Source organism: Kitasatospora sp. NPDC059747, from assembly GCF_042732955.1.
Classification (GTDB): domain Bacteria; phylum Actinomycetota; class Actinomycetes; order Streptomycetales; family Streptomycetaceae; genus Kitasatospora.
On sequence record NZ_JBHWGV010000102.1, the window covers coordinates 13,608 to 32,848 of the forward strand.

A 19,241-nucleotide genomic window follows, 5' to 3' on the forward strand; every position below is an offset into this window, starting at 1 on the left:
GCGGACGCCGTGCCTGACCGGCCGCGCCCGTCGTCCAAGGCCATGCACAACACGGCAGCACGGCTCCGCCGACGGCGATGGGGCCGCGCATCGAGGAGGAACGTCCATGCACGCCCGGAAGATCGGCGCGGCCGCCGCGACAGCGGTGGCGCTCCTGGCCGCCCGCGACCTCATGCAGAAGAAGCACGCGCTGCTCCGGAACTTCCCGGTGCTCGGCCACGCGCGGTACCTGCTGGAGACGATCGGGCCCGAGCTGCGGCAGTACATCGTGACCTCCAACGAGGAGGAGCGCCCCTTCAGCCGTGACCAGCGCACCTGGATCTACGCGTCGGCGAAGGAGGAGAACAACTACTTCGGGTTCGGCACCGAGGTCGACGTCGCACACGTGCAGGGGCACGCCTACCTGAAGCAGCGCACGTTCGCCGGCGCCCTGCCCGACGCCCACGACCCGCAGGCCCCGCTGCCCTCGGCCAAGGTGCTGGGCGGGCCGCGCGGACGGGCGAAGGCCTTCCGGCCGGCGAGCGTCGTGAACATATCCGCGATGAGCTTCGGGTCGCTCTCCGGCGCGGCCATCACCGCGCTCAACAAGGGCGCGGCACTCGCGGGCACGATGCACAACACGGGCGAGGGCGGCCTGTCGCCGTACCACCGCAACGGCGGCGACCTCATGCTCCAGATCGGCACGTCGTACTTCGGCTGCCGCAACGAGGACGGCACCTTCAACCTCGACAAGCTCAAGGAGGTCGTCGCGAGCGCCCCGGTCAAGGCGATCGAGATCAAGCTCTCGCAGGGCGCCAAGCCGGGCCTGGGCGGCATGCTGCCGGGCTCGAAGGTGACCGAGGAGATCGCCGCGATCCGCGGCATCCCGGCCGGCCGGGACTGCGCCTCCCCGTCGCGGCACACCGCGTTCGGCGACGTCGACTCGATGCTCGACTTCGTCGAGCTGCTGGCCGCCGAGACCGGCCTGCCGGTCGGGATCAAGAGCGCGGTCGGCGAGCTGGAGTTCTGGCAGGAGCTGGCCACGCTGATGGCCCGCGGAGACCGCGGCGTCGACTTCGTCACCGTCGACGGCGGCGAGGGCGGCACCGGCGCGGCGCCGCGGATCTTCGCCGACTCGGTGGCGCTCCCGTTCCGGATGGGCTTCTCCCGCGTGTACGGGACCTTCGCCGAGCTCGGACTGACCGACGAGCTCACGTTCATCGGCTCCGGCAAGCTCGGCCTGCCCGAGAACGCCGCGGTCGCGTTCGCCCTGGGCGCCGACATGATCAACGTGGCCCGCGAGGCCATGCTGTCGATCGGCTGCATCCAGGCGCAGAAGTGCCACACCGACAAGTGCCCCACCGGCATCGCCACCCAGAACCAGTGGCTGGCCCGCGGCCTGGACCCGGCCTCGAAGTCCACCCGCGCCGCCGTCTACCTGCGCACGCTGCGCCGGGAGCTGCTCAAGGTCTCGGGCGCCCTCGGCGTCGCGCACCCGGGCCTCATCACGGCCAACGACATCGAGATCATGAACGGCGACTACGAGGCCCGCTCGCTGGCCGGCGTCTACGGCTACAAGGAGGGTTGGGGCGAGCTCGGCCCGCACCTCGCCAAGGAGATCACCGAACTGCTCACCGCCAAGCCCGCCGTCTGACGCTCCGGCGCCGGCACCTACCGAGCCCTGTCACCGGGTCGACCCGGTGGCAGGGCTCGTGGCGTTCTCCGGGCGGAAGTTCCGTTGCCGGCCTGCGGGTTCGCGGGTTCTTCCGGTCGTCCTTCCGGTGAACCGTCCGGTGCTTCTTCCTGGTCCACCCGGCCGCCGCGATGTTCTGCTGAACGCGGTCAAGTGACCATCCCCCTCACCGAGGACAGGAAGGTGCCGCGTATGAACGACCCCAGTGCCCGAACCCCCCAGGAGATCTTCCGCAGCCACGGCAAGGCGCTCCTCGCCCAGGACCTCGACGGAATCGCCGCGAACTACGCCCCCGACGCGGCCTTCATCACCCCCGCCGGCGTCCGGCACGGCCGGGACGGCGTGCGCGAGGGCTTCGCCCGGCTGTTCGCCGACCTCCCGAAGGCCGAGTGGGACCTGGTGACCCAGACCTTCGAGGGCGACGTCCTCTTCCTGGACTGGTACGCCGACTCCGACACCAACCGGGCGCACGGCGTGGACACGTTCGTCTTCCGCGACGGGCTCATCCAGACCCAGACCGTCCACTACGCGCTCACCCCGAAGAGCTGAGGAGACCGACCATGAGTGGATTCCTGCGCACCGCCGGCTCCGTCGCGCGGCGCCTGCGGACCGCCGCCGTCGCCGCCGGCCTGGCCGCGGTCGGCGTGGCCGGCCTGCCCGCGACGCCGGCCTCGGCGGCCACCTGGACGCAGTCGGTGACCGGGCCGATCTACCTCACCAGCGGCGCCTGGCCCGATCACGACCTGTGCGCCAGCGCCTCGGACGACACCGTCCGGCTGCGGCAGTTCGACGCCTCCGACCCGTACTGCCAGTGGATCCGGATCGGGGACCGCGGCCGCTTCGCGCTCTTCAACCCGGCGAAGCAGAAGGTCGCGGGCTACGTGGGCGGCAACGAGGGCGCGATCACGATGCAGAGCCTCAACTACCCGACGCCCTACCTCCAGTTGTTCGCCTGGGGCGGCGCCGAGGACTGGGGCGCCTACGCGCTGCAGTCCTTCGAGGACAACGGGCAGAACATCGACGCCAAGGACCCGGGCAGCGACACCCCGCGCACCGACGGGGTGCACACCCGGGGCTGGCGGCACGGCTACCAGCGCGAGCTGACCTGGAACGAACTCCCGGTCGCCGCGCCCGGTCTCGACCGGTCCGTCGCGGCGCTCCAGGCCTACCAGACCTACCTGAACGGCACGCTGGGCAACGGCGCACCGGACGAGACCGCCTGCGTGACGGAGTCCACCCCGGTGCGGTCGGCCGCCGACAACCTGTTCGTGTCGGCCGAACTCGCCCGCGGCGGCGACGCCTACGCCGGGCTGCGCGCCCGCTCCGGCGGCGTCGGCCCGTGGGAGCAGTACAACCTGTGCCGCAACAACCGCAACGGCCTGTACGCGATCCGGTCGGCCGCCAACGGCCGGTTCGTCTCGGCCGAGCTCGCCTTCGGCGGCACCGACTACGCCGAACTGCGCGCCCGCGCCGACGTCCTCGGTCCGTGGGAGCAGTACACCGTCGAGCCCGTGGGCGGCGGCACCTACGCCGTCAAGTCGGCGGCGAACGGGAAGTACGTGTCCGCCGAACTCGCCTACGGCGGGGACAGCTACGGCGAGCTGCGCGCCCGGGCCGACGGCATCGGGCCGTGGGAGCAGTTCCGGTAAGGAGACCCGCTGAACGGGGGCGGGGCCCCCCCCCGCGGGGGGGGCCAGGGGGGGGGGCGGGGGCCTCGCCCCCGCGCCCCCCCCGCGGGGCGCCCCCCCCCCCCGCGGGGGGCGCCCCCCCCCCCCCCCCCCCCGACGCCTACCGGGAGTGCGCTCCCAGGTCCGCCCGGCCGGTCACGCCCAGCGCACGGACCACGCGTTCCACCATGCCGGTCACGTCCTGCGGGGTCAGCAGCAGGGCCTGCGCGACCTGGCGGTCGCTGTGACCGGCGCCGATCAGCTCCAGCAGCCGGTACTCGGTCAGCGACAGGCTCGGCGCCACCGCCCGCTCGGCCTCCGGCCGCACCCCCACGGCGGCCAGCGCCCGGCGGACCCGGCCGGCCAGCAGGACGCTGCCGCAGGTCCCGGCGAGGTCCAGCGCCTCGGTGAGGACGTGGCGGGCCCGATCGGTCTCGCCGGTGCGGGTCAGGGCCACCCCCAACTCGTACTGGGCGCGGGCGAGTTCCATCCGGGCCGGGGACCGCTCCAGCACGGTGACTGCCTCCCGAAGCAGGGCCTCCCCCTCGGGGCCGCCCACGACGACGCCCAGGCAGCGCGACGCCACGCCGATCACCCGATCGGTGCCCCAGTGGTGAGCCAACTCCATCTCTTCGGTCGCGAGTTGGAACGCCTCTTCCCGCTGCCCGAGCGCCAGGTGCAGCAGCGCGGCACGCGAACGCCAGGGCGTCATGGCCAGGTTGGACACCCGCGCCCGCTTCTCCTGCGCGCCGTACTCCAGCAGGAGGGCCAGCGCGGCCGCCGGATTGCGCCGCGCCGCGTGCAGGCGGCTGCGGGCGAGGACCATCGGGCCTTGCCACGTCCAGCCCACCCGCTCGGTGTCGGCGTCCGGCACCAGGACGCCCGCCGCCGCGGCGAGCTCGCCGCGCTCGATCAGCGCCTCCCCCGTCTGGGCCATCAGCGCCAGCCGCACCCGGGGCTCCAGGCCCTCCCCCGCCGTCGTGGCGGGATGACCGAAGTCCGGCGTGAGGGACGGGATCCGCCCCCGGCGCAGCCGGACCGTCAGCTGCCACACCATCGCCGCCGACACCATCAGGAACGAGCCCCAGCGCCCGCCCACCTCGGCGATGTGGTCGAAGCGCGCCGCCGCGTCGTCGAGCCGGTCGGTGGTGACGAAGGACAGGCCGGCCAGGCTGACGAGCATCTGCGCCTGGTCCACGCCCGCCAGCCCGCCGCGCAGGGCCCGGTCGAGGAGGTCGTCGGTGACCGCGGCACTGGCGTCACCGGTGACTCCCGAAGCGGACAGCGCGGCCAGGACCGCGCACTCGCCCGGCGTGTCACCGGGAAGCTTCTCCTCCCACAGCCGGCCCGCCAGTTCCCGGGCCGCGGGCACGGTGGACAACTGCTCGTACCCGATCACCAGCATCTGGGCCTGGAGGTACCACGACACCTCACGGGCGATCCCGGTGCCGTCCTCCGCCTGCCGCAGATCCTCCACCGCGCGGGTGAGGACCTCGGTCGCGTCGGCGTGCCGGTGCCCGAGGAACAGCGCGTTCGCGAGCAGGTAGGCCGCCTCGGCCCGGGCGTACGGGTCCGTCAACGCCTCCGAGGCCCGGGCCAGTTGATGCCTGGCCGCGGCGACGTCGACCTGCAGCTCGGCCGCGCCCAGCTCCAGGAGCAGCGGGCCGCGCCGGTCGGCGGGCATCGGCTCCCGCAGGGCCCGGCGCAGGTAGGTCGCGGTGATCTCCGGCGCGCCTCGGCCGCGTGTCACCCGTGCGGCCTCCCGCAGTGCCTCCACCCGCCAGGCCTCGCCGCTCGGTTCGGCCAGCAGCAGGTGGGTGGCCACCACGTCCTCGCCCGCGCCCTCGCGTCGCAGCAGTTCGGCCGCCTGCGCGTGTGCGGCGGCCGACTCCACCGGGCTGACGACGGCTTCGGCGATCGCGGCCCGGACCAGGGGGTGGTCGAACCGTGCCACCTCGCCGGGCGCCAGCACCCCGATCCGCCGCAGACGGCGGCCGTGCTCGCGGGCCTGCGCCTCACCGAGCCCCGCCAGTTCGGCCGCGTGGTGCCAGGCGACGCCGTCGCCCAGCACCACCAGGGCCCGGGCCAGCCGACGGGCCGGCTCGGGCTGGCCCGCCAGCCGCTTGACCACGGTGGCCGCCAGGATCCTGCCCCGGAACTCCTCGACCAGGGGCGCGTGGCCGTCCTCGGGCTCGATCCCGTTGTCGGCCAGGGTCCGGAGCAACTCCCGCAGGAGCAGCGGGTTTCCCTGGCTCGCCTCGGCACAGGCGGCGACGAACCGCGGCCCGGCGTCGCGCCCCAGGCTCGCGCCCACCAGCCCGGCAACGCTGCCGGCGTCCAGCGCCGGCAGGTCGACGGGCAGGCAGTCCGGCTGCCCGGCGATCCGCTCCAGGAACGGCTCGGCCTCCGTCCCGCTGTGCGGCCGGGCCGCCAGCACCAGCAGCAGCGGGAGGCCGCGCAGGCGCCGCGCCAGGTAGTCCAGCCACCGGACGGACGGGCCGTCCGCCCAGTGGGCGTCGTCGACCACGAGGGCGACCGGCCCGTCGTCCGTGACGTGCACCATCAGCCAGTACAGGCTGTGCAGCACACCCAGGGACGCCTCGGGCGACAAACCTCCGCCCTCGCCGTCCACGCCGTCCACACCGTCCAAGCGCAGGACGTGCGAGGCCGGCGCGGCAGGGCCCGACAGCAGCCGCTCCCGGCCGGCCGCACCGGCGCGGGCCAGCAGCGGATCGGCCAGCTGCCGCAGCACCGCGAAGGCGAAGTCCCGCTCCAGCTCTCCCCCGGCCGCCCGGACCACCCGGAACCCGCGCGCCTGCTCGGCGGCGGCCCAGGCGTTCAGCAGCGAGGTCTTCCCCATACCCGCGCCCGCGCGCACCAGCACGACCCCGCCCCGACCGGCCCGGGCGTCACCGGCCGCGCGTTCCAGGGCCTCCAACTGGCCCTGCCGGTCGAGCAGTTCGGCTCTCTTCGCCCGGTCGTCGACGCGGGAGCCGGCCGGCCCGCCGGAGCGGCCGGCCGCGAACAGCGCGGCGGCCTCCGCCTCCGCCAGGCCCAGCGCCGACACCAGCACCTCCAGGGTGCGGCGCTGCGGCCGCTCCCGGCGGCCCCGCTCCAGATCCCTGATCGATCTGGCCGCCAACCCCGCGGCCTCGGCAAGTTCCTCCTGAGTCAGTCCCGCAGCACGCCGCAGCTCCCGCAGCAGCCGGCCCAACGTCGTCACCCACACACCCCCACACCCGGGTCACCCCAGTGGCTACTCCCCGGTAACAAGTCGGGACCCTACCGGGCGAGGTGATCTTCCGGGGCGGCTTGACGAGAACTTGCCAGAAGAGGCCGCGTGGCTACCCACGACCGATGCGGGCGAGGAGCGGAACGGCGCCGTCCTCCGCGGCGATCCCACGGGCGAGCTCGGCCGCGCCGCGGCCGCGGGACGGGTCGGCGGGCAGGCCAAAGAGGGCGCGCAGGCGGGTTGCTGCGCCTGCGAAGGCACGTTCGGCGCGCTGCAGCACGTCCCGGCCCGCGGCGAGGTTACCCGCGCCGGTGTCCCGAGCGTTGGGCAGCGGGAATTCGGCGGTGGCGATCGCCGGCACCAGGTAGGCGCCGATGACGGGGACGCCGAGCGCCTCGCCCGCCGTCCGGCCGAGCGGTGCCGGGCCGAAGGCGGTGAGCAGCAGGTCGGTCCCGTCGGCCACCGCGTCCGCGACCGCCGGCGAGTCCGTCCGCGTACGCCCTCGTCAGCGCCCGGACCTCCTCGCGCGACGCGGCCCGGGCGCGGTCCCGGATCAGCCCGTGCGGGTCACCGGCACGGGCCGGAAGCCGAGGCCGCACCCGCCGACGAGCGCGGCGAAGAACGGGTGGGCGGCCACGGCCACCTGGTGGCCCGCTTCCAGCAGGCGGCGCCCCAGGCCCGTGTACGGCGCGACGTCCCCCCGGGAACCGGCGGTGATGATCAGAATGCGCATGCGGCGATTCCGGCAGGCTCAGAACGCGTCGTCGGGCATCTCGACCGTGGTGCGATCCAGGCTTTCCAGGAGCCTGAACTGCGCCTCGGTCTTGGGCAGTTCGTAGCGGAAGAAGAACCGGCAGGCGTGGCGCTTCCCCTCGTAGAACGGCCCGCTGCCGGCGTCGGCGGCGAGGAGCTGCTCCAGCCACAGCCACGCGACGACGGTGTGGCCCACCGCTTCGAGGTAGATGCTCGCGTTGGCCAGGGCCGTCTCCGGGTCACCGGTCGACCACAGCCGCTGAGTGACCGAGACGACGCGCTGGACGGCCTCGTCGAGCCGCGCCGCGTACTCGGCCGCGTCGCCGCCGACGCCCTTGGCGCGGGCGATCGTCGCATGCACCGTCTCCACGAGCAGGCGCAGCCCGGCGCCGCCGTCCATCACGACCTTGCGGCCGAGCAGGTCCAGGCCGTGGATGCCGTGGGTGCCCTCGTGGATGGGGTTGAGCCGGTTGTCGCGGTAGAACTGCTCGACGTCGTACTCGCGGGTGTAGCCGTAGCCGCCGTGCACCTGGATGGCGAGGCTGTTGGCCTCCAGGCACCACTGGGAGGGCCAGCTCTTGGCGACGGGCGTGAGGACGTCCAGCAGGAGCTTGGCGCGGGCCCGGTCCTCGGGGGACGCGCCGGTGCGCTCCTCGTCGAGGAGGCGGCCGCAGTACAGGACGAGCGCCAACGCGCCCTCCGCGTAGGACTTCTGGGCGAGCAGCATGCGGCGCACGTCGGCGTGGGCGATGATCGGCACCTGGGGCGCATCCGGGTCCCTGCCGGTGAGCGGACGGCCCTGGGGGCGGGTGCGGGCGTAGTCCAGGGCGTGCAGGTAGCCGGTGTAGCCGAGCGCGGTGGCACCGAGCCCGACGCCGATCCGGGCCTCGTTCATCATGTGGAACATGTAGGCCAGTCCGCGGTGCGGCTCGCCGACGAGGTGCCCGACGGCGCCAGGCCCGCCGCCCGGCCGGTGGACGCCCTCGCCGAAGTTGAGCAGGGTGTTGGTGGTCCCCCGGAAGCCCATCTTGTGGTTGAGCCCGGCGAGCACGACGTCGTTGCGCTCGCCGGGCGAGCCGTCGGCGGCGACCAGCACCTTGGGCACGATGAACAGCGACAGGCCCTTCACGCCGGGCGGCCCGCCGGGGATCCTGGCCAGCACCAGGTGGACGATGTTCTCGCCGAGCTCGTGGTCACCGCCCGAGATCCACATCTTGTTCCCGAACAGCCGGTACGTGCCGTCGCCCTGCGGCTCGGCCCGGGTGCGGATGTCGGCGAGCGAGGAGCCGGCCTGCGGCTCCGACAGGCACATGGTGCCGAAGAACCGTCCCTCCAGCATGGGCCGGACGTAGGTGTCGACCTGCTCCCGGCTGCCGTGCGCCAACAGCAGGTTGGCGTTGCCCGCCGTGAGGAACGGGTAGCCGGACGTCCCCGGGTTGGCGGCCTGGAACCACGCGAAGCAGGCGCTGGCCAGGACGGAGGGCAGCTGCGCGCCGCCGACCTCATAGTCCATCGCGCTGCCGAGCAGGCCCGTGCCGGCGAAGACGGCCAGCGCCTCCTTGACCTCCGGGATCAGGTGGACCCGCTCGCCGTCGAAGCGCGGCTCCTCGGCGTCGTTCCGCTTGTTGTGCGGCGCGAAGTGCCGGGTGGCGACCTGCTCGCTGAGGTCCAGGGCCGCGTCGAAGGTCTCGCGCGAGTGGTCGGCGTAGCGCGGCCGCCCGGTGAGCGACGGGACGTCCAGCCATTCGTACAGCAGGAAGTCGAGGTCGCGGCGGGAGAGGAGCAGAGAGGTCATGGCATCGTGCCTTTCAACTCGACGAGCTCCGCCCGAGGCTACCCGAGCCCGAATCCGGTGTCGGGGCCCGCGTCCGGGACTGAAGGGGGCAGGCTGGGGGAAGGGCTCGGTCACACCCGGCACCATCAGAGTCAGGAGTTCGGCATGAGTGAACCGCTCGACTTCAACGCGAGGACCATCGCGGAGTTCCGAGCGAACGGCGGCTTGGTCGGCGGGCCCTTCGAGGGGGCTCCGCTCGTCCTGGTGCACCACCGCGGACGCACGAGCGGCAAGGAGTACGTCGCCCCGATGATGTGCCTGCCGCACGACGACGACCCGGACGTCGTCTACGTCTTCGCCAGCAAGGGCGGAGCACCCACCGATCCGGACTGGTACCGCAACCTCACCGCCGCCGGCGAGGGCACCGTCGAACGCGGGACGGAGACGTACCGGGTGTCCGTGCGCGAGCTGACCGGCGACGAACGCGACCGCGTGTACGCCGAGCAGGCCCGGCGCTACCCGGGCTTCGCCGAGTACGCACGCCAGACCGCCGGCATCCGCGTCATCCCGGTGCTCGAACTGACCCGCGCCTGATCCGGGGCCCCGGACCTCCGCCGGGGCCGCGCGGTCGTACCGGGGCGCAGGCGCGACGCCCCACCGGCTCGGCTCCGGTGTTCCGGTGTTCCGGTGTTCCGGTGTTCCGGTGGGGCGTCGCGTGCCGGGCCGGCCCGTCAGGCGGTGGGCTCCTCGGTCGGCGGGGTGCCGCGCAGGCACAGGTTGCGGTTGTTGTACTCGCTGCGGCCGGTGACGTCGGTGCCGAACCAGTCCGGGGGCTCGAAGGCCGTCGCCTCGGCGGTGCTGTCGAACTCGACCTCGACGGTGAGCAGGCCCGCGAGGGCGCCCTCGTAGGTGTCGAGCTGGGCGGTGCGGCCGTCCTCCAGCGGGACCTCGGTGCGGACCTTGGTCAGCCGGGCGCCCTCGGTGGCGGGCCACAGGGCCGCGACCTGCTCCTCGTCCAGGGGGGTCTCGTACTCGGCGCGCTCCAGGCCGCCGCCGTGCTTGACCGTCAGCGTGGAGCCCTCGGGCGTCCGGCGGATCCGCACCTCGGAGTCGCCGCCACGGGTGAGGTAGCCCTGGCTGATGGCCGTCGAGACGGCACCGGCCGTCCCGGGGACGCGGTCGACCAGGAACTTGCGCTCGATCTCGCTCGGCATCCGGTTTCCTTTCCTCGTGCTCAAGACCGGTCGTCAGGCGGCCGACATCGTATGCCGAGCTTGTGGGGCGCCGGTCGGCCTCCGAACTCGGCTCATCCCGGAAGCGAGGACGCCTCGCCGATCGCGGCGAGCAGTTGGAACGGCAGCTCCCGGTCCCCCTGGCCGATGGCCAGGGCGAGCCACCGGTCGGAGGAGGGTGGCTGCCACAGCTGCATGCTGCCGGCGAGGTTGCACAGGAAACCGAGCGGCTCCGGGGCCACGAACTCGGGGTCCGGATGGTCGAACCCGAGATACGGCCACAGGTCGACCGTCGCGGGGCTGCCCCAACGGGCGGTCAGAGCGGCGGCAAGCGCGTCGAGATCGGCTTCCAGCTCCTTCTCGGCCGCCTCGACGACCTCCTCGCTGCGGTCGTCCCAGAAGTCCCGGCTCTCCCGGAGCACGGCCACGTGGAATCCGGGCCCACTCCACCCGTCACCTTTCTCCGGCTTGCCCTCCTGCTCGGGGAACGGCAGGGCGCTCAGTTCATCGATGATCGACAGCTGGGCTTCGGTGAAGCCGGTCGACCGGTGCTGGCTCGCCATGGACGAAGCCTAACGCGCACCCGGCCCCGGCGGCCCGGCCATCTCGGAACAACAGTGGCCTCACCATGACCAACTGAGACAGATTCATCAACGGTCCTCTTACTGGGACATAAGAGACACTCAGTGAACAAACTTTGCCGATTCGATATGTGATCTGGTCATCCGGCCCGAACACTTCTGGGATCTTGGAAAGGCAGAACCCTTTACCATTGCTATTCACGGAGTAAACTCTCTTGCCATCGAGGAAGCAGGCCTCGTCCCGGTTCGGGGGCGGGGCCTTCACCACGCGCGGGCTGCGGCGGACAGCCGTCGTAGCCGCGCTCGCGATGCTGGTCGAGACGGGGGTCGCGCTCGACGCGATCACCGCCGAGGCCCAAGCCGCGCCCGCGAACGCCAAGGCGCCGGCCACCGCGCCGGTCAACGAGGCGCCGGACGCCGCGTCCGCGCTGCTGGCCGCGCGGCTCAACGGACGCCGGATCGAGGTCACCGGTGCCAGGACCGCCACCACCACCCTCTGGGCCGACCCCGAGGGCACGCTGACCCAGGACACCGCGACCGGACCGGTCAGGGTGAAGGTCGGCGACGCCTGGGTCCCCGTCGACACGACGCTCGTGGAGACGGCGGACGGCAAGGTCACGCCGAAGGTCCACCCGGAGGGCCTCGTGTTCGCCGGTGGCGACGCCACGGTGAAGACCGGAGACCCGGTCGCCCCCACGACCCCCGCCCCCACGACCCCCGCCGCCGACACCACCCGGGCCAGCCGCAGCGAAGCCCGCGCGCAGGGCGGTCCGTTCGCCACACCCGCAAAGCCCGCCGACGCCGCAAAGCCCTCCGCCGCCAAGCCCGCCGAGCGCGAGCTGGTGACGATCGGCACCGGGGAGCAGCAGGTGCAGTTCGGCTGGCTCGGCCGGCTGCCCAAGCCCAGGCTGGAGGGCAGCAAGGCGACCTACGCCGACGCCCGCCCGGGTGTGGACCTCGTCCTGGAGGCCACCCGGACCGGCTTCGAGCAGTTCCTGATCGTCAAGGACCGCTCGGCCGTCTCGCAGGCCGGCACGATCACGCTCCCGGTCGACACCAGCGGTCTGGACGTGATCCGCAAGGACGACGGCTCGATCGAGCTGACGGAGCGTCCCTCCGGCAAGGTCCAGGCGAGGATCCCCGCCCCGGTGATGTGGGACGCGACGGTCGACCCGAACTCGCAGGAGCACACCCGGCGCGCGCCGGTGGCGATGGAACTGCGCGGCTCCGGTGCCGACGCCGAGCTGGTGTTCACCCCGGAGGCGGGCTTCCTCGCCGACCCGGCGACCAGCTTCCCGGTGACGATCGACCCCGCGCTCACCGTCGGGCCGTCCTTCGACACCTTCGTCCAGCAGGGCTACGCGACCGACCAGTCGTCGGCCGTCGAGCTGAAGCTGGGCAACAACGGCAGCGGCCAGGTCGCCCGTTCGTTCCTGCACTTCCCCGAGGGGCCGTACCACGGCAAGCACATCCTCTCGGCGAAGCTGAACCTCTACAACTGGCACTCGTGGTCGTGCGAGCCCTGGTCCTGGGAGGTCTGGGACACCGGCCTCGCGTCCACCGCCACCCGGTGGACCAACCAGCCGGGCTGGAACAAGATGTGGGCGGTCAGCAACAAGACGGCCGGCAACGAGACGGCCGGCTGCGGCAACGCCTGGGTCAGCCAGGACGTGACGAGCCTGGTCGCCGCGTGGTCCGACAACGGCTACACCAACAACGCGCTCGGCCTGCGCGCCTCCACCGAGACGAGCCCGTACTCGTGGAAGCGCTTCGACTCCGCCGAGGGCTCCAACCCGCCGTACCTGTCGGTCACGTACAACACGGTCCCGACGGCCCCGCCGGCGGTGGACGTGTTCCCCGCGCACCAGGGGAACCCGCGCTACACCTCCTCGGCCACGCCCACCTTCCAGGTGCTGGCCAGTGACCCCGACGGCGGCGGCCGGGTCGGCGCCGACTTCGACCTGTACCGCGCGGGCGTGTTCGTCAAGCGCGTCTACAAGGAGGTCCCGAACGGCAGTTACGCCCAGGTGAAGCCGGCCGACTTCGGGATCGCGAAGCTCGACGAGGGCGTCACCTACTCGATGGGCGCCCGCCTCTGGGACGGCACCGACAACTCGCCGTGGGCGCCGCAGGACGTGGTCGTCGTCGCCGACACCACCAAGCCCGGCGCGCCCTTCGTCACCTCGCCCGACTACCCCTCGGACGAGGCCTGGCACGGCGCCGCGGGCCAGGCCGGGCGCTTCACGCTGACCCCGCCGGCCGGCACCGGCGACGTGATCGGCTACGTCTACACCCTGGACGGCAAGTCGCCGACGACGGTGGACGCGACCGGGGCGACCACCGCCTCGATCACCCCGCCCACCGACGGCACGCACGTCCTGAAGGTGCAGACGAAGGACCGCGCCGACAACCTCTCGGACCCGGCCGTCCACACCTTCAGGGTCGGCAAGGCGGGCGTCGTCTCGCCCGCGGACGGCACGCAGGCCGCGAAGCGCGTCGAGCTCGCGGTCGACGCCCAGACCCAGTTCACCCGGGTGACCTGGCAGTACCGCCGCGGCCCCGGCGCCGCCGAGTTCGACGTCCCGGCGGCCCACCTCGCCAAGGCCGACAACACCCCCGTGACCGGCACCCGGCCGCGGCTGGCCGAGCTCGGCGGCCACGCCAACTGGTCGGTGCTGGAGTCGCTCGGCCGGGTCGGCGGCGTCGTGCAGGTGCGCGCGCTGCTCTACACCGACAAGGACACCGACGCCGCGTACCCGACCGCCTGGTCGACCTTCACCGCCGACCCCAACGCCGACGGAGCGGCCGGCACCGAGGTCGGTCCGGGCTCGGTCAACCTGCTCACCGGCGACTACTCGGTCGACGTCACGGACACCGACGAGTTCGGCATGGCCACCAAGCGCTCCTCCTCCTCGCGCGGCACCGACCGCGGCTGGCAGGAGCAGGGCGAGCGGCTGACGGCCAACCAGCAGCAGGTGTCCACCGACACCACCGGCTTCCTGGCCACCCCGGGCACCGCGCTGCGGGCCACCGACCGGGGACAGGGCTCCTCGACCGACTCGCTCAAGGTGCTGCCGGACGCCAACAAGTCCGGTGACACGTACGCACTGCTCGGCGGCTCGGGCGGCCTGCAGCTGGGCATGAAGCCCGGCCGCACCTACCGGGTCAAGGCCTGGGTCTACGTGCCGTCCACCACCGGCCTGACCGCCGGGTACGACGACCGCGGCATGCGGATCGTCGTCGTCCACGGCAAGACCGGGGCGCTCACCACCACCGTCTCCCGCAAGGCGCCGTACACCGACGCCTGGGCGGAGCTCACCACCGACGTCACGCTCGCCGCGGACGCCACCGAGGCGCAGGTCCGGCTCTACAACGGGCACTCGGACAACGCCGACCGGCCCGTGTACTTCGACAACATGTCGGTGCGCGAGCTCGTCGCGCCGTTCGGCCCGCAGTGGGCCGGCGGGGCGCAGGGCGAGGCGGCCGAGTACGTCTCGCTCGCCTTCCCGGGCGCGGACGCCGCGGTGCTCAAGGCCACCGACGACACGTCGGTCACCTTCGCGCGGGCGCAGGACGGCACGCTCTACCCCGAGCCGGGTGCCGAGCACCTCGGCCTGAAGGCGACCGGCGCCACCTACACGCTGACCGAACTGGACGGCTCCACCACGGTGTTCGCCCGCCAGGGCGAGTCCGACGTGTACGCCGTGCAGTCCTCCACCGGCCCGGACGCCGCGTCCACGACCCGGTACGTCTACGACTCCACCGACCGGCGCGCGGTGGTCAAGCGGGTGATCGCGCCCGTGGAGCCGGGCGTGGACGACGCCAACGGCTGCGCCGTCGACCCGCTGCCGCGCGGCTGCGAGGTCACCGACTACGACTACGCGGCCGCCACCACGGCCGTCGCCGGCACCCCCGGCGACTTCACCGACCGGGTGCGGGCCGTCAAGGTCTGGTCGTGGAACCCGGTGACCGCCAAGCAGGAGGCCGTCGAGGTCGCGCACTACGCGTACGACGAGCGCGGCCGCCTCGCCCGGGTGTGGGACCCCCGCCTGGCCCAGCCGCTGAAGACGGCGTACGGCTACGACGACGCGGGCCGGGTGACCCGGATATCCCCGGCCGGGGACCTGCCGTGGGACTTCGACTACGGCAAGGCCGCGGCCGACCAGGACCCGGGCCGGCTGCTGAAGGTCCGCCGGGCCTCGCTGGCACCGGGCAGCAAGGACCGGGTGGACGGCGAGATCGCCACCACGGTGGTCTACGACGTGCCGCTGACCCGCGGCGCGGGCGGCCCGTACGCGATGTCCGGTCCGGACGTCGCCGCCTGGGCCCAGACCGACGCGCCGACCGACGCCACCGCGGTGTTCGGCCCCGAGGACGACCCGGGCACCGGGACCGCTTCGGCCGCCAGGCCGGGCCCCGACGGCTACCGGGCCGCCACCGTGCACTACCTCGACGCCTCCGGCAGCGAGGTCAACACCGCGACCCCGTCCGTCACCCCCGGCGGTGACATCGACACCAAGGAGTACGACCGCTACGGCCACGCGGTCCGCGCCCTGGACGCGACCGACCGGTCCATCGCCATCGGCACGCACCCCGACACCGAGCGGTTCGTCGCGGAACTCGGCCTGCCGGCCGACTCCGCCTCCCGCGCCCGGCTGCTGGACCACCGGACGGTCTACTCCCCGGACGGCCTCGACGTCGTCGAGACGCTCGGCCCGGTCTACCGCGCCTCGCTCGCCGAGCAGGTCGAGGGCCAGAGCGCGCCGGTGTCCGTCACGGCCGAGGGCGAGAGCCTCGTCCAGCTCGGCGCGACCGACCCGCTGCGGGTGCAGACGCTCGCGCAGTGCTGCGCCGGGGCCGGCTGGTCCGGCGGCGCGCACGTGTTCTTCAGCGCGAACGAGGTCGGTGACAACGCGTCCTTCCGGGTCTCCGTGCCGGAGGAGGGCGAGTACCAGCTGACCGCGCTGCTGACCAGGGCCGCGGACTACGGCGTCGTCCAGCTGTCGATCGACGGCCAGAACGTCGGCGGCACCTTCGACGGGTACAACCCGACCGTCACCACCAGCTCCTACACGGCGGGTTCGACGGTCCGGCTCGCCCGCGGTGACCACGAGCTGCGGCTCACCGTCACCGGGAAGAACCCGGCCGCGGTCACGCCGTACTACCAGGCGGGCCTGGACCGGGTCACCCTGACCAAGACCACGCTCAACCCGACCCTGCCGGCCGGCACCCCGGTGCTCGCCCGGGACCACAACACCAACACCTACGACGAGGGCAGGCCGGACGGCAGGACGTACCACCTGGTCACCACCTCCACCGACGGCGCCCGCCTCGACGGCTACGCCGCCGACGTCGAACTGCGCGTCACGAAGCACGGCTACGACGCGCCGATCGGCGGTGTCCCCGGCTGGCAGCTGCGGGTGGCCACCTCGGTCACCACCGACGCGCTCGGCGCCAAGCCGACCGCCTACCTGAAGTACGACGCGGCCGGCCGCGCGCTGGAGTCCCGCAAGCCCGACGGCACCGGCGCCGACGCGAGCACCGTGAAGTCGGTGTTCTACACGGCCGGTGCCAACCCGGACGACGCCCTGTGCGGCAACCGGCCCGAGTGGGCGGGCAGCCCCTGCGCCACCCTGCCCGGCGGTCCGGTCACGGGCACGGACGGCTCCCGGATGCCGACCACCCTGCCGGTCAAGCGGATCACCCGGTACTCGCCGTTCGGCGAGCCGGAGGAGACGACCGAGACCAACGCCGGCAAGACCCGCAAGACCGTCACCACCTACGACGGGGCGGACCGGGTCACCTCCACCGAGATCACCTCGGACGAGGGCCAGGCACTGTCCAAGGTCACCACCGAGTACGACCCGGCGACGGGCGACGCGGTCAGGACCACCACCGACGGCAAGTCGCTGACCCGCGTCATGGACGCTCTCGGCCGGCTGATCTCGTACACGGACGCCGACGGCGGCACCACCACCACGGAGTTCGACCGGTTCGGCAAGCCGGTCAAGGTCACCGACCCGACCGGGTCCACCACGTACGCCTACGACCGCGCGAAGGAGCCGCGCGGGCTCGTCACCTCGGTCAGCGACAGCGTGGCGGGCGAGTTCACCGCCGCGTACGGTCCGGACGGCCAGCTGGTCGAGCAGACCTACCCCGGCGGCATCGTCCGCCGCGACACCTTCAACGCGGTGGGCGAGGCCACCGGCCGCACCTACACCCGCACCTCCGACAACACGGTCGTCTGGGCCCAGACCAGCGACGTCTCCACCCAGGGCCAGGTGGCCCGCAACACCAGCTCCACCGCCACCCGCACCTACCAGTACGACCGGCTCGGCCGGCTGGTGAAGGCCCAGCAGTCCAGCACCACCAGCGGCTGCGTCACCCGGCAGTACGCCTTCGACGCCCACTCCAACCGGCTCTCGAAGGCCACCACGCCGGCCGCGGCGGACGGCTCCTGCGCCACCACCGGCGCGGTCGCCGAGAACCACGCCTACGACAGCGCCGACCGGCTCACCGACGCCGGCTACGCCTACGACGCGTTCGGGCGCACCGTGAAGACCGCCACCGGCTCGACCAACACCTACTGGGCCAACGACAAGGTCGCCGCCCAGGAGAAGGGGGACACCCGGCAGCAGTGGGCGCAGGACGCCGCACACCGGCCGACCGCCTACACCACCGCCAGGAAGCAGGCCGACGGCAGCTGGTCCAACCTCACGTCGAAGCTGAACCACTACGGCGACGACTCCGACGAGGTCCGCTGGACCGTCGAGGACACCACCCAGGGCACCGTCACCCGCAACGTCTCTGGCCCGGACACCGACCTCGTCGCGACCACCGGCAGGACCGGTGACGTCCAGCTCCAGCTGACCGACCTCTTCGGCTCGGTGGTCGTCACCACCGACACCGCCCTCACCAGGCCGGTCGTGCTGGACTTCGACGAGTTCGGCGTCCCGCAGGACGGCCAGGCCGCCGTGCGGTTCGGCTGGCTGGGCGGCAAGGAGCGCTCCGCCGAGGCGCAGGACGGCGTCATCCTGATGGGCGCCCGCCTCTACAGCCCGGCCCTGGGACGCTTCCTGCAGATCGACCCGGTGCCGGGCGGCAACGCCGGCCCGTACGACTACTGCACCGGCGACCCGGTCAACTGCACCGACCTCGACGGCAACTGGGGCATGCCCAAGTGGCTGAAGAAGACGGTCCACGTGGTGGCCAGGGTCTCCGAGGTCGCCTCGTACATCCCCGGCCCGATCGGTGCGGCGGCCGCGGCCGTCTCGTCGATCTCCTACGCCGCGACGGGCAACTGGCGTAAGGCGGCGGAGATGGGCGTCACCGCGCTGTCCGGACTGGTCGGTGCCAACACCGCGGTGAAGGGCGCCTTCACGGCCGTCCGCGCGAGCCGGGCGGCCGGGCGGGCCGGGCGGTTCGCCTCCCGGGCGCGCTCGGTGTTCCGCAGCTCCGGCTGCAACTCCTTCGCCCCGGACACCCCGGTGCTGATGGGCGACGGCTCGCAGCTGCCGATCGGTCAGGTTCAGGTCGGCGACTACGTGATGTCCACAGACCCGGGGACCGGCGAGTCCCGGCCCGAGCCGGTGCTCAACGTCATCGTCGGCTACGGCACCAAGCACCTGGTCGACATCCAGGCCGGCCCGGACGGCGGCCAGCCGCTGCGGGCGACCGCCGAGCACCCGCTCTGGGTCACCGGCAAGGGCTGGACGGACGCGGCCGCGGTCGAGGCCGGCGACGCCCTGATCGCCCCGGACGGCACGGTCAGCGACGTGACCCGGGTCAACGACCTCGGCTTCGTCGTCGACCAGCTGGTCTTCAACCTCACCATCGGTGACCAGCACACCTTCTCCGTCCAGGTAGGGGACGGCTGGGCGCTCTCCCACAACAAGTCCGCCGCCTGCCAGATCTCGATGCAGAAGCAGGCCCGGCACGTGCGGGGGACTCCGGAGTACCACCGGGAGGTGAAGAAGCGCGGCGGCCTCTCGACCTTCCACGGCTGGAAGTCCGCCCGCCGGTTCGTCGAGCACGCGTGGCGGCATGGGAAGGTGATCGAGAAGAAAAAGGGCAAGGAGGTTCGTGAGCTCGAGTTCGGTTTCGGCGTCGGCACCAACGCCAAGGGGCGGACGCAGACGAAGGTCCGCGTCCACCGGGACGCGAAGGGCAAGATCCACGGACACCCGTCAGGCCGGGGGTACTGACTCCTTCTGACACCTTGATCGACCGGGCCCCGGGGGGGGGGGGGGGGGGGGCGCGGCCCCCCCCGCCCCCCCCCCCCCCCCCCCCCCCCCCCCCAGGAGAGCCGCAGAGGGGGCCGCGCCCGGGGC

11 protein-coding genes are annotated in these 19,241 nt (G+C 73.2%); 5 read left to right on the forward strand and 6 right to left on the reverse strand.

Annotation, left to right across the window (positions count from 1 at the left end; translation table 11 throughout):
- The first annotated feature begins 106 nt into the window (after positions 1-106).
- From ACFV4G_RS33265 to ACFV4G_RS33275, 3 genes are all read left to right on the forward strand, one after another.
- Positions 107-1,633 (forward strand): FMN-binding glutamate synthase family protein, encoded by a 1,527-nt coding sequence (locus ACFV4G_RS33265; RefSeq protein WP_380445903.1) that lies wholly within the window; start codon positions 107-109, stop codon positions 1,631-1,633.
- A 231-nt stretch (positions 1,634-1,864) separates the two neighbouring features.
- The gene (locus ACFV4G_RS33270) at positions 1,865-2,221 is read left to right on the forward strand and encodes a nuclear transport factor 2 family protein (protein ID WP_380445904.1); all 357 of its coding nucleotides are present in this window, start codon (positions 1,865-1,867) and stop codon (positions 2,219-2,221) included.
- An 11-nt stretch (positions 2,222-2,232) separates the two neighbouring features.
- A complete protein-coding gene (locus ACFV4G_RS33275) occupies positions 2,233-3,321 on the forward strand; it encodes a hypothetical protein (RefSeq protein ID WP_380445905.1) in 1,089 nt (362 codons plus the stop codon).
- A gap of 139 nt (positions 3,322-3,460) precedes the next feature.
- Here ACFV4G_RS33275 and ACFV4G_RS33280 read toward each other — a convergent pair whose 3' ends face one another.
- From ACFV4G_RS33280 to ACFV4G_RS33295, 4 genes are all read right to left on the reverse strand, one after another.
- Positions 3,461-6,562 carry an ATP-binding protein gene (locus ACFV4G_RS33280; RefSeq protein WP_380445906.1) on the reverse strand — a complete coding sequence of 1,034 codons (3,102 nt, stop codon included), beginning with the start codon at positions 6,560-6,562 and terminating at the stop codon, positions 3,461-3,463.
- 121 nt (positions 6,563-6,683) lie between these two features.
- Positions 6,684-7,034: a hypothetical protein gene (locus ACFV4G_RS33285; protein WP_380445907.1), complete on the reverse strand. Its 351-nt coding sequence runs from the start codon at positions 7,032-7,034 to the stop codon at positions 6,684-6,686.
- A gap of 90 nt (positions 7,035-7,124) precedes the next feature.
- Positions 7,125-7,304: a glycosyltransferase gene (locus ACFV4G_RS33290; RefSeq protein WP_380445908.1), complete on the reverse strand. Its 180-nt coding sequence runs from the start codon at positions 7,302-7,304 to the stop codon at positions 7,125-7,127.
- An 18-nt stretch (positions 7,305-7,322) separates the two neighbouring features.
- Positions 7,323-9,119 (reverse strand): acyl-CoA dehydrogenase, encoded by a 1,797-nt coding sequence (locus ACFV4G_RS33295; protein ID WP_380445909.1) that lies wholly within the window; start codon positions 9,117-9,119, stop codon positions 7,323-7,325.
- A 144-nt stretch (positions 9,120-9,263) separates the two neighbouring features.
- Between ACFV4G_RS33295 and ACFV4G_RS33300 the strand changes: the two genes are divergently transcribed.
- Positions 9,264-9,692, forward strand: a complete 429-nt coding sequence (locus ACFV4G_RS33300; protein WP_380445910.1) for a nitroreductase family deazaflavin-dependent oxidoreductase — start codon at positions 9,264-9,266, stop codon at positions 9,690-9,692.
- Between the two features lie 137 nt (positions 9,693-9,829).
- Here the strand turns inward: ACFV4G_RS33300 and ACFV4G_RS33305 are convergent, their stop codons facing one another.
- A complete protein-coding gene (locus tag ACFV4G_RS33305; RefSeq protein ID WP_380445911.1) occupies positions 9,830-10,312 on the reverse strand; it encodes a CYTH domain-containing protein in 483 nt (160 codons plus the stop codon).
- A 92-nt stretch (positions 10,313-10,404) separates the two neighbouring features.
- Positions 10,405-10,893, reverse strand: a complete 489-nt coding sequence (locus tag ACFV4G_RS33310) for a hypothetical protein (RefSeq protein ID WP_380445912.1) — start codon at positions 10,891-10,893, stop codon at positions 10,405-10,407.
- Positions 10,894-11,126: 233 nt separating this feature from the next.
- On the opposite strand from ACFV4G_RS33310, the gene ACFV4G_RS33315 reads away from it, so the two are divergent.
- The gene (locus ACFV4G_RS33315; protein WP_380445913.1) at positions 11,127-19,115 is read left to right on the forward strand and encodes a DNRLRE domain-containing protein; all 7,989 of its coding nucleotides are present in this window, start codon (positions 11,127-11,129) and stop codon (positions 19,113-19,115) included.
- Positions 19,116-19,241: the final 126 nt, after the last annotated feature.

Excerpts from the sequence above, each read along its gene's own strand:
- ACFV4G_RS33310 (WP_380445912.1), bottom strand. The coding sequence starts at position 10,893 with ATGGCGAGCCAGCACCGGTCGACCGGCTTCACCGAAGCCCAGCTGTCG.
- ACFV4G_RS33275 (WP_380445905.1), top strand. The coding sequence starts at position 2,233 with ATGAGTGGATTCCTGCGCACCGCCGGCTCCGTCGCGCGGCGCCTGCGG.
- ACFV4G_RS33265 (WP_380445903.1), top strand. The coding sequence starts at position 107 with ATGCACGCCCGGAAGATCGGCGCGGCCGCCGCGACAGCGGTGGCGCTC.
- ACFV4G_RS33295 (WP_380445909.1), bottom strand. The coding sequence starts at position 9,119 with ATGACCTCTCTGCTCCTCTCCCGCCGCGACCTCGACTTCCTGCTGTAC.
- ACFV4G_RS33300 (WP_380445910.1), top strand. The coding sequence starts at position 9,264 with ATGAGTGAACCGCTCGACTTCAACGCGAGGACCATCGCGGAGTTCCGA.
- ACFV4G_RS33270 (WP_380445904.1), top strand. The coding sequence starts at position 1,865 with ATGAACGACCCCAGTGCCCGAACCCCCCAGGAGATCTTCCGCAGCCAC.
- ACFV4G_RS33290 (WP_380445908.1), bottom strand. The coding sequence starts at position 7,304 with ATGCGCATTCTGATCATCACCGCCGGTTCCCGGGGGGACGTCGCGCCG.
- ACFV4G_RS33305 (WP_380445911.1), bottom strand. The coding sequence starts at position 10,312 with ATGCCGAGCGAGATCGAGCGCAAGTTCCTGGTCGACCGCGTCCCCGGG.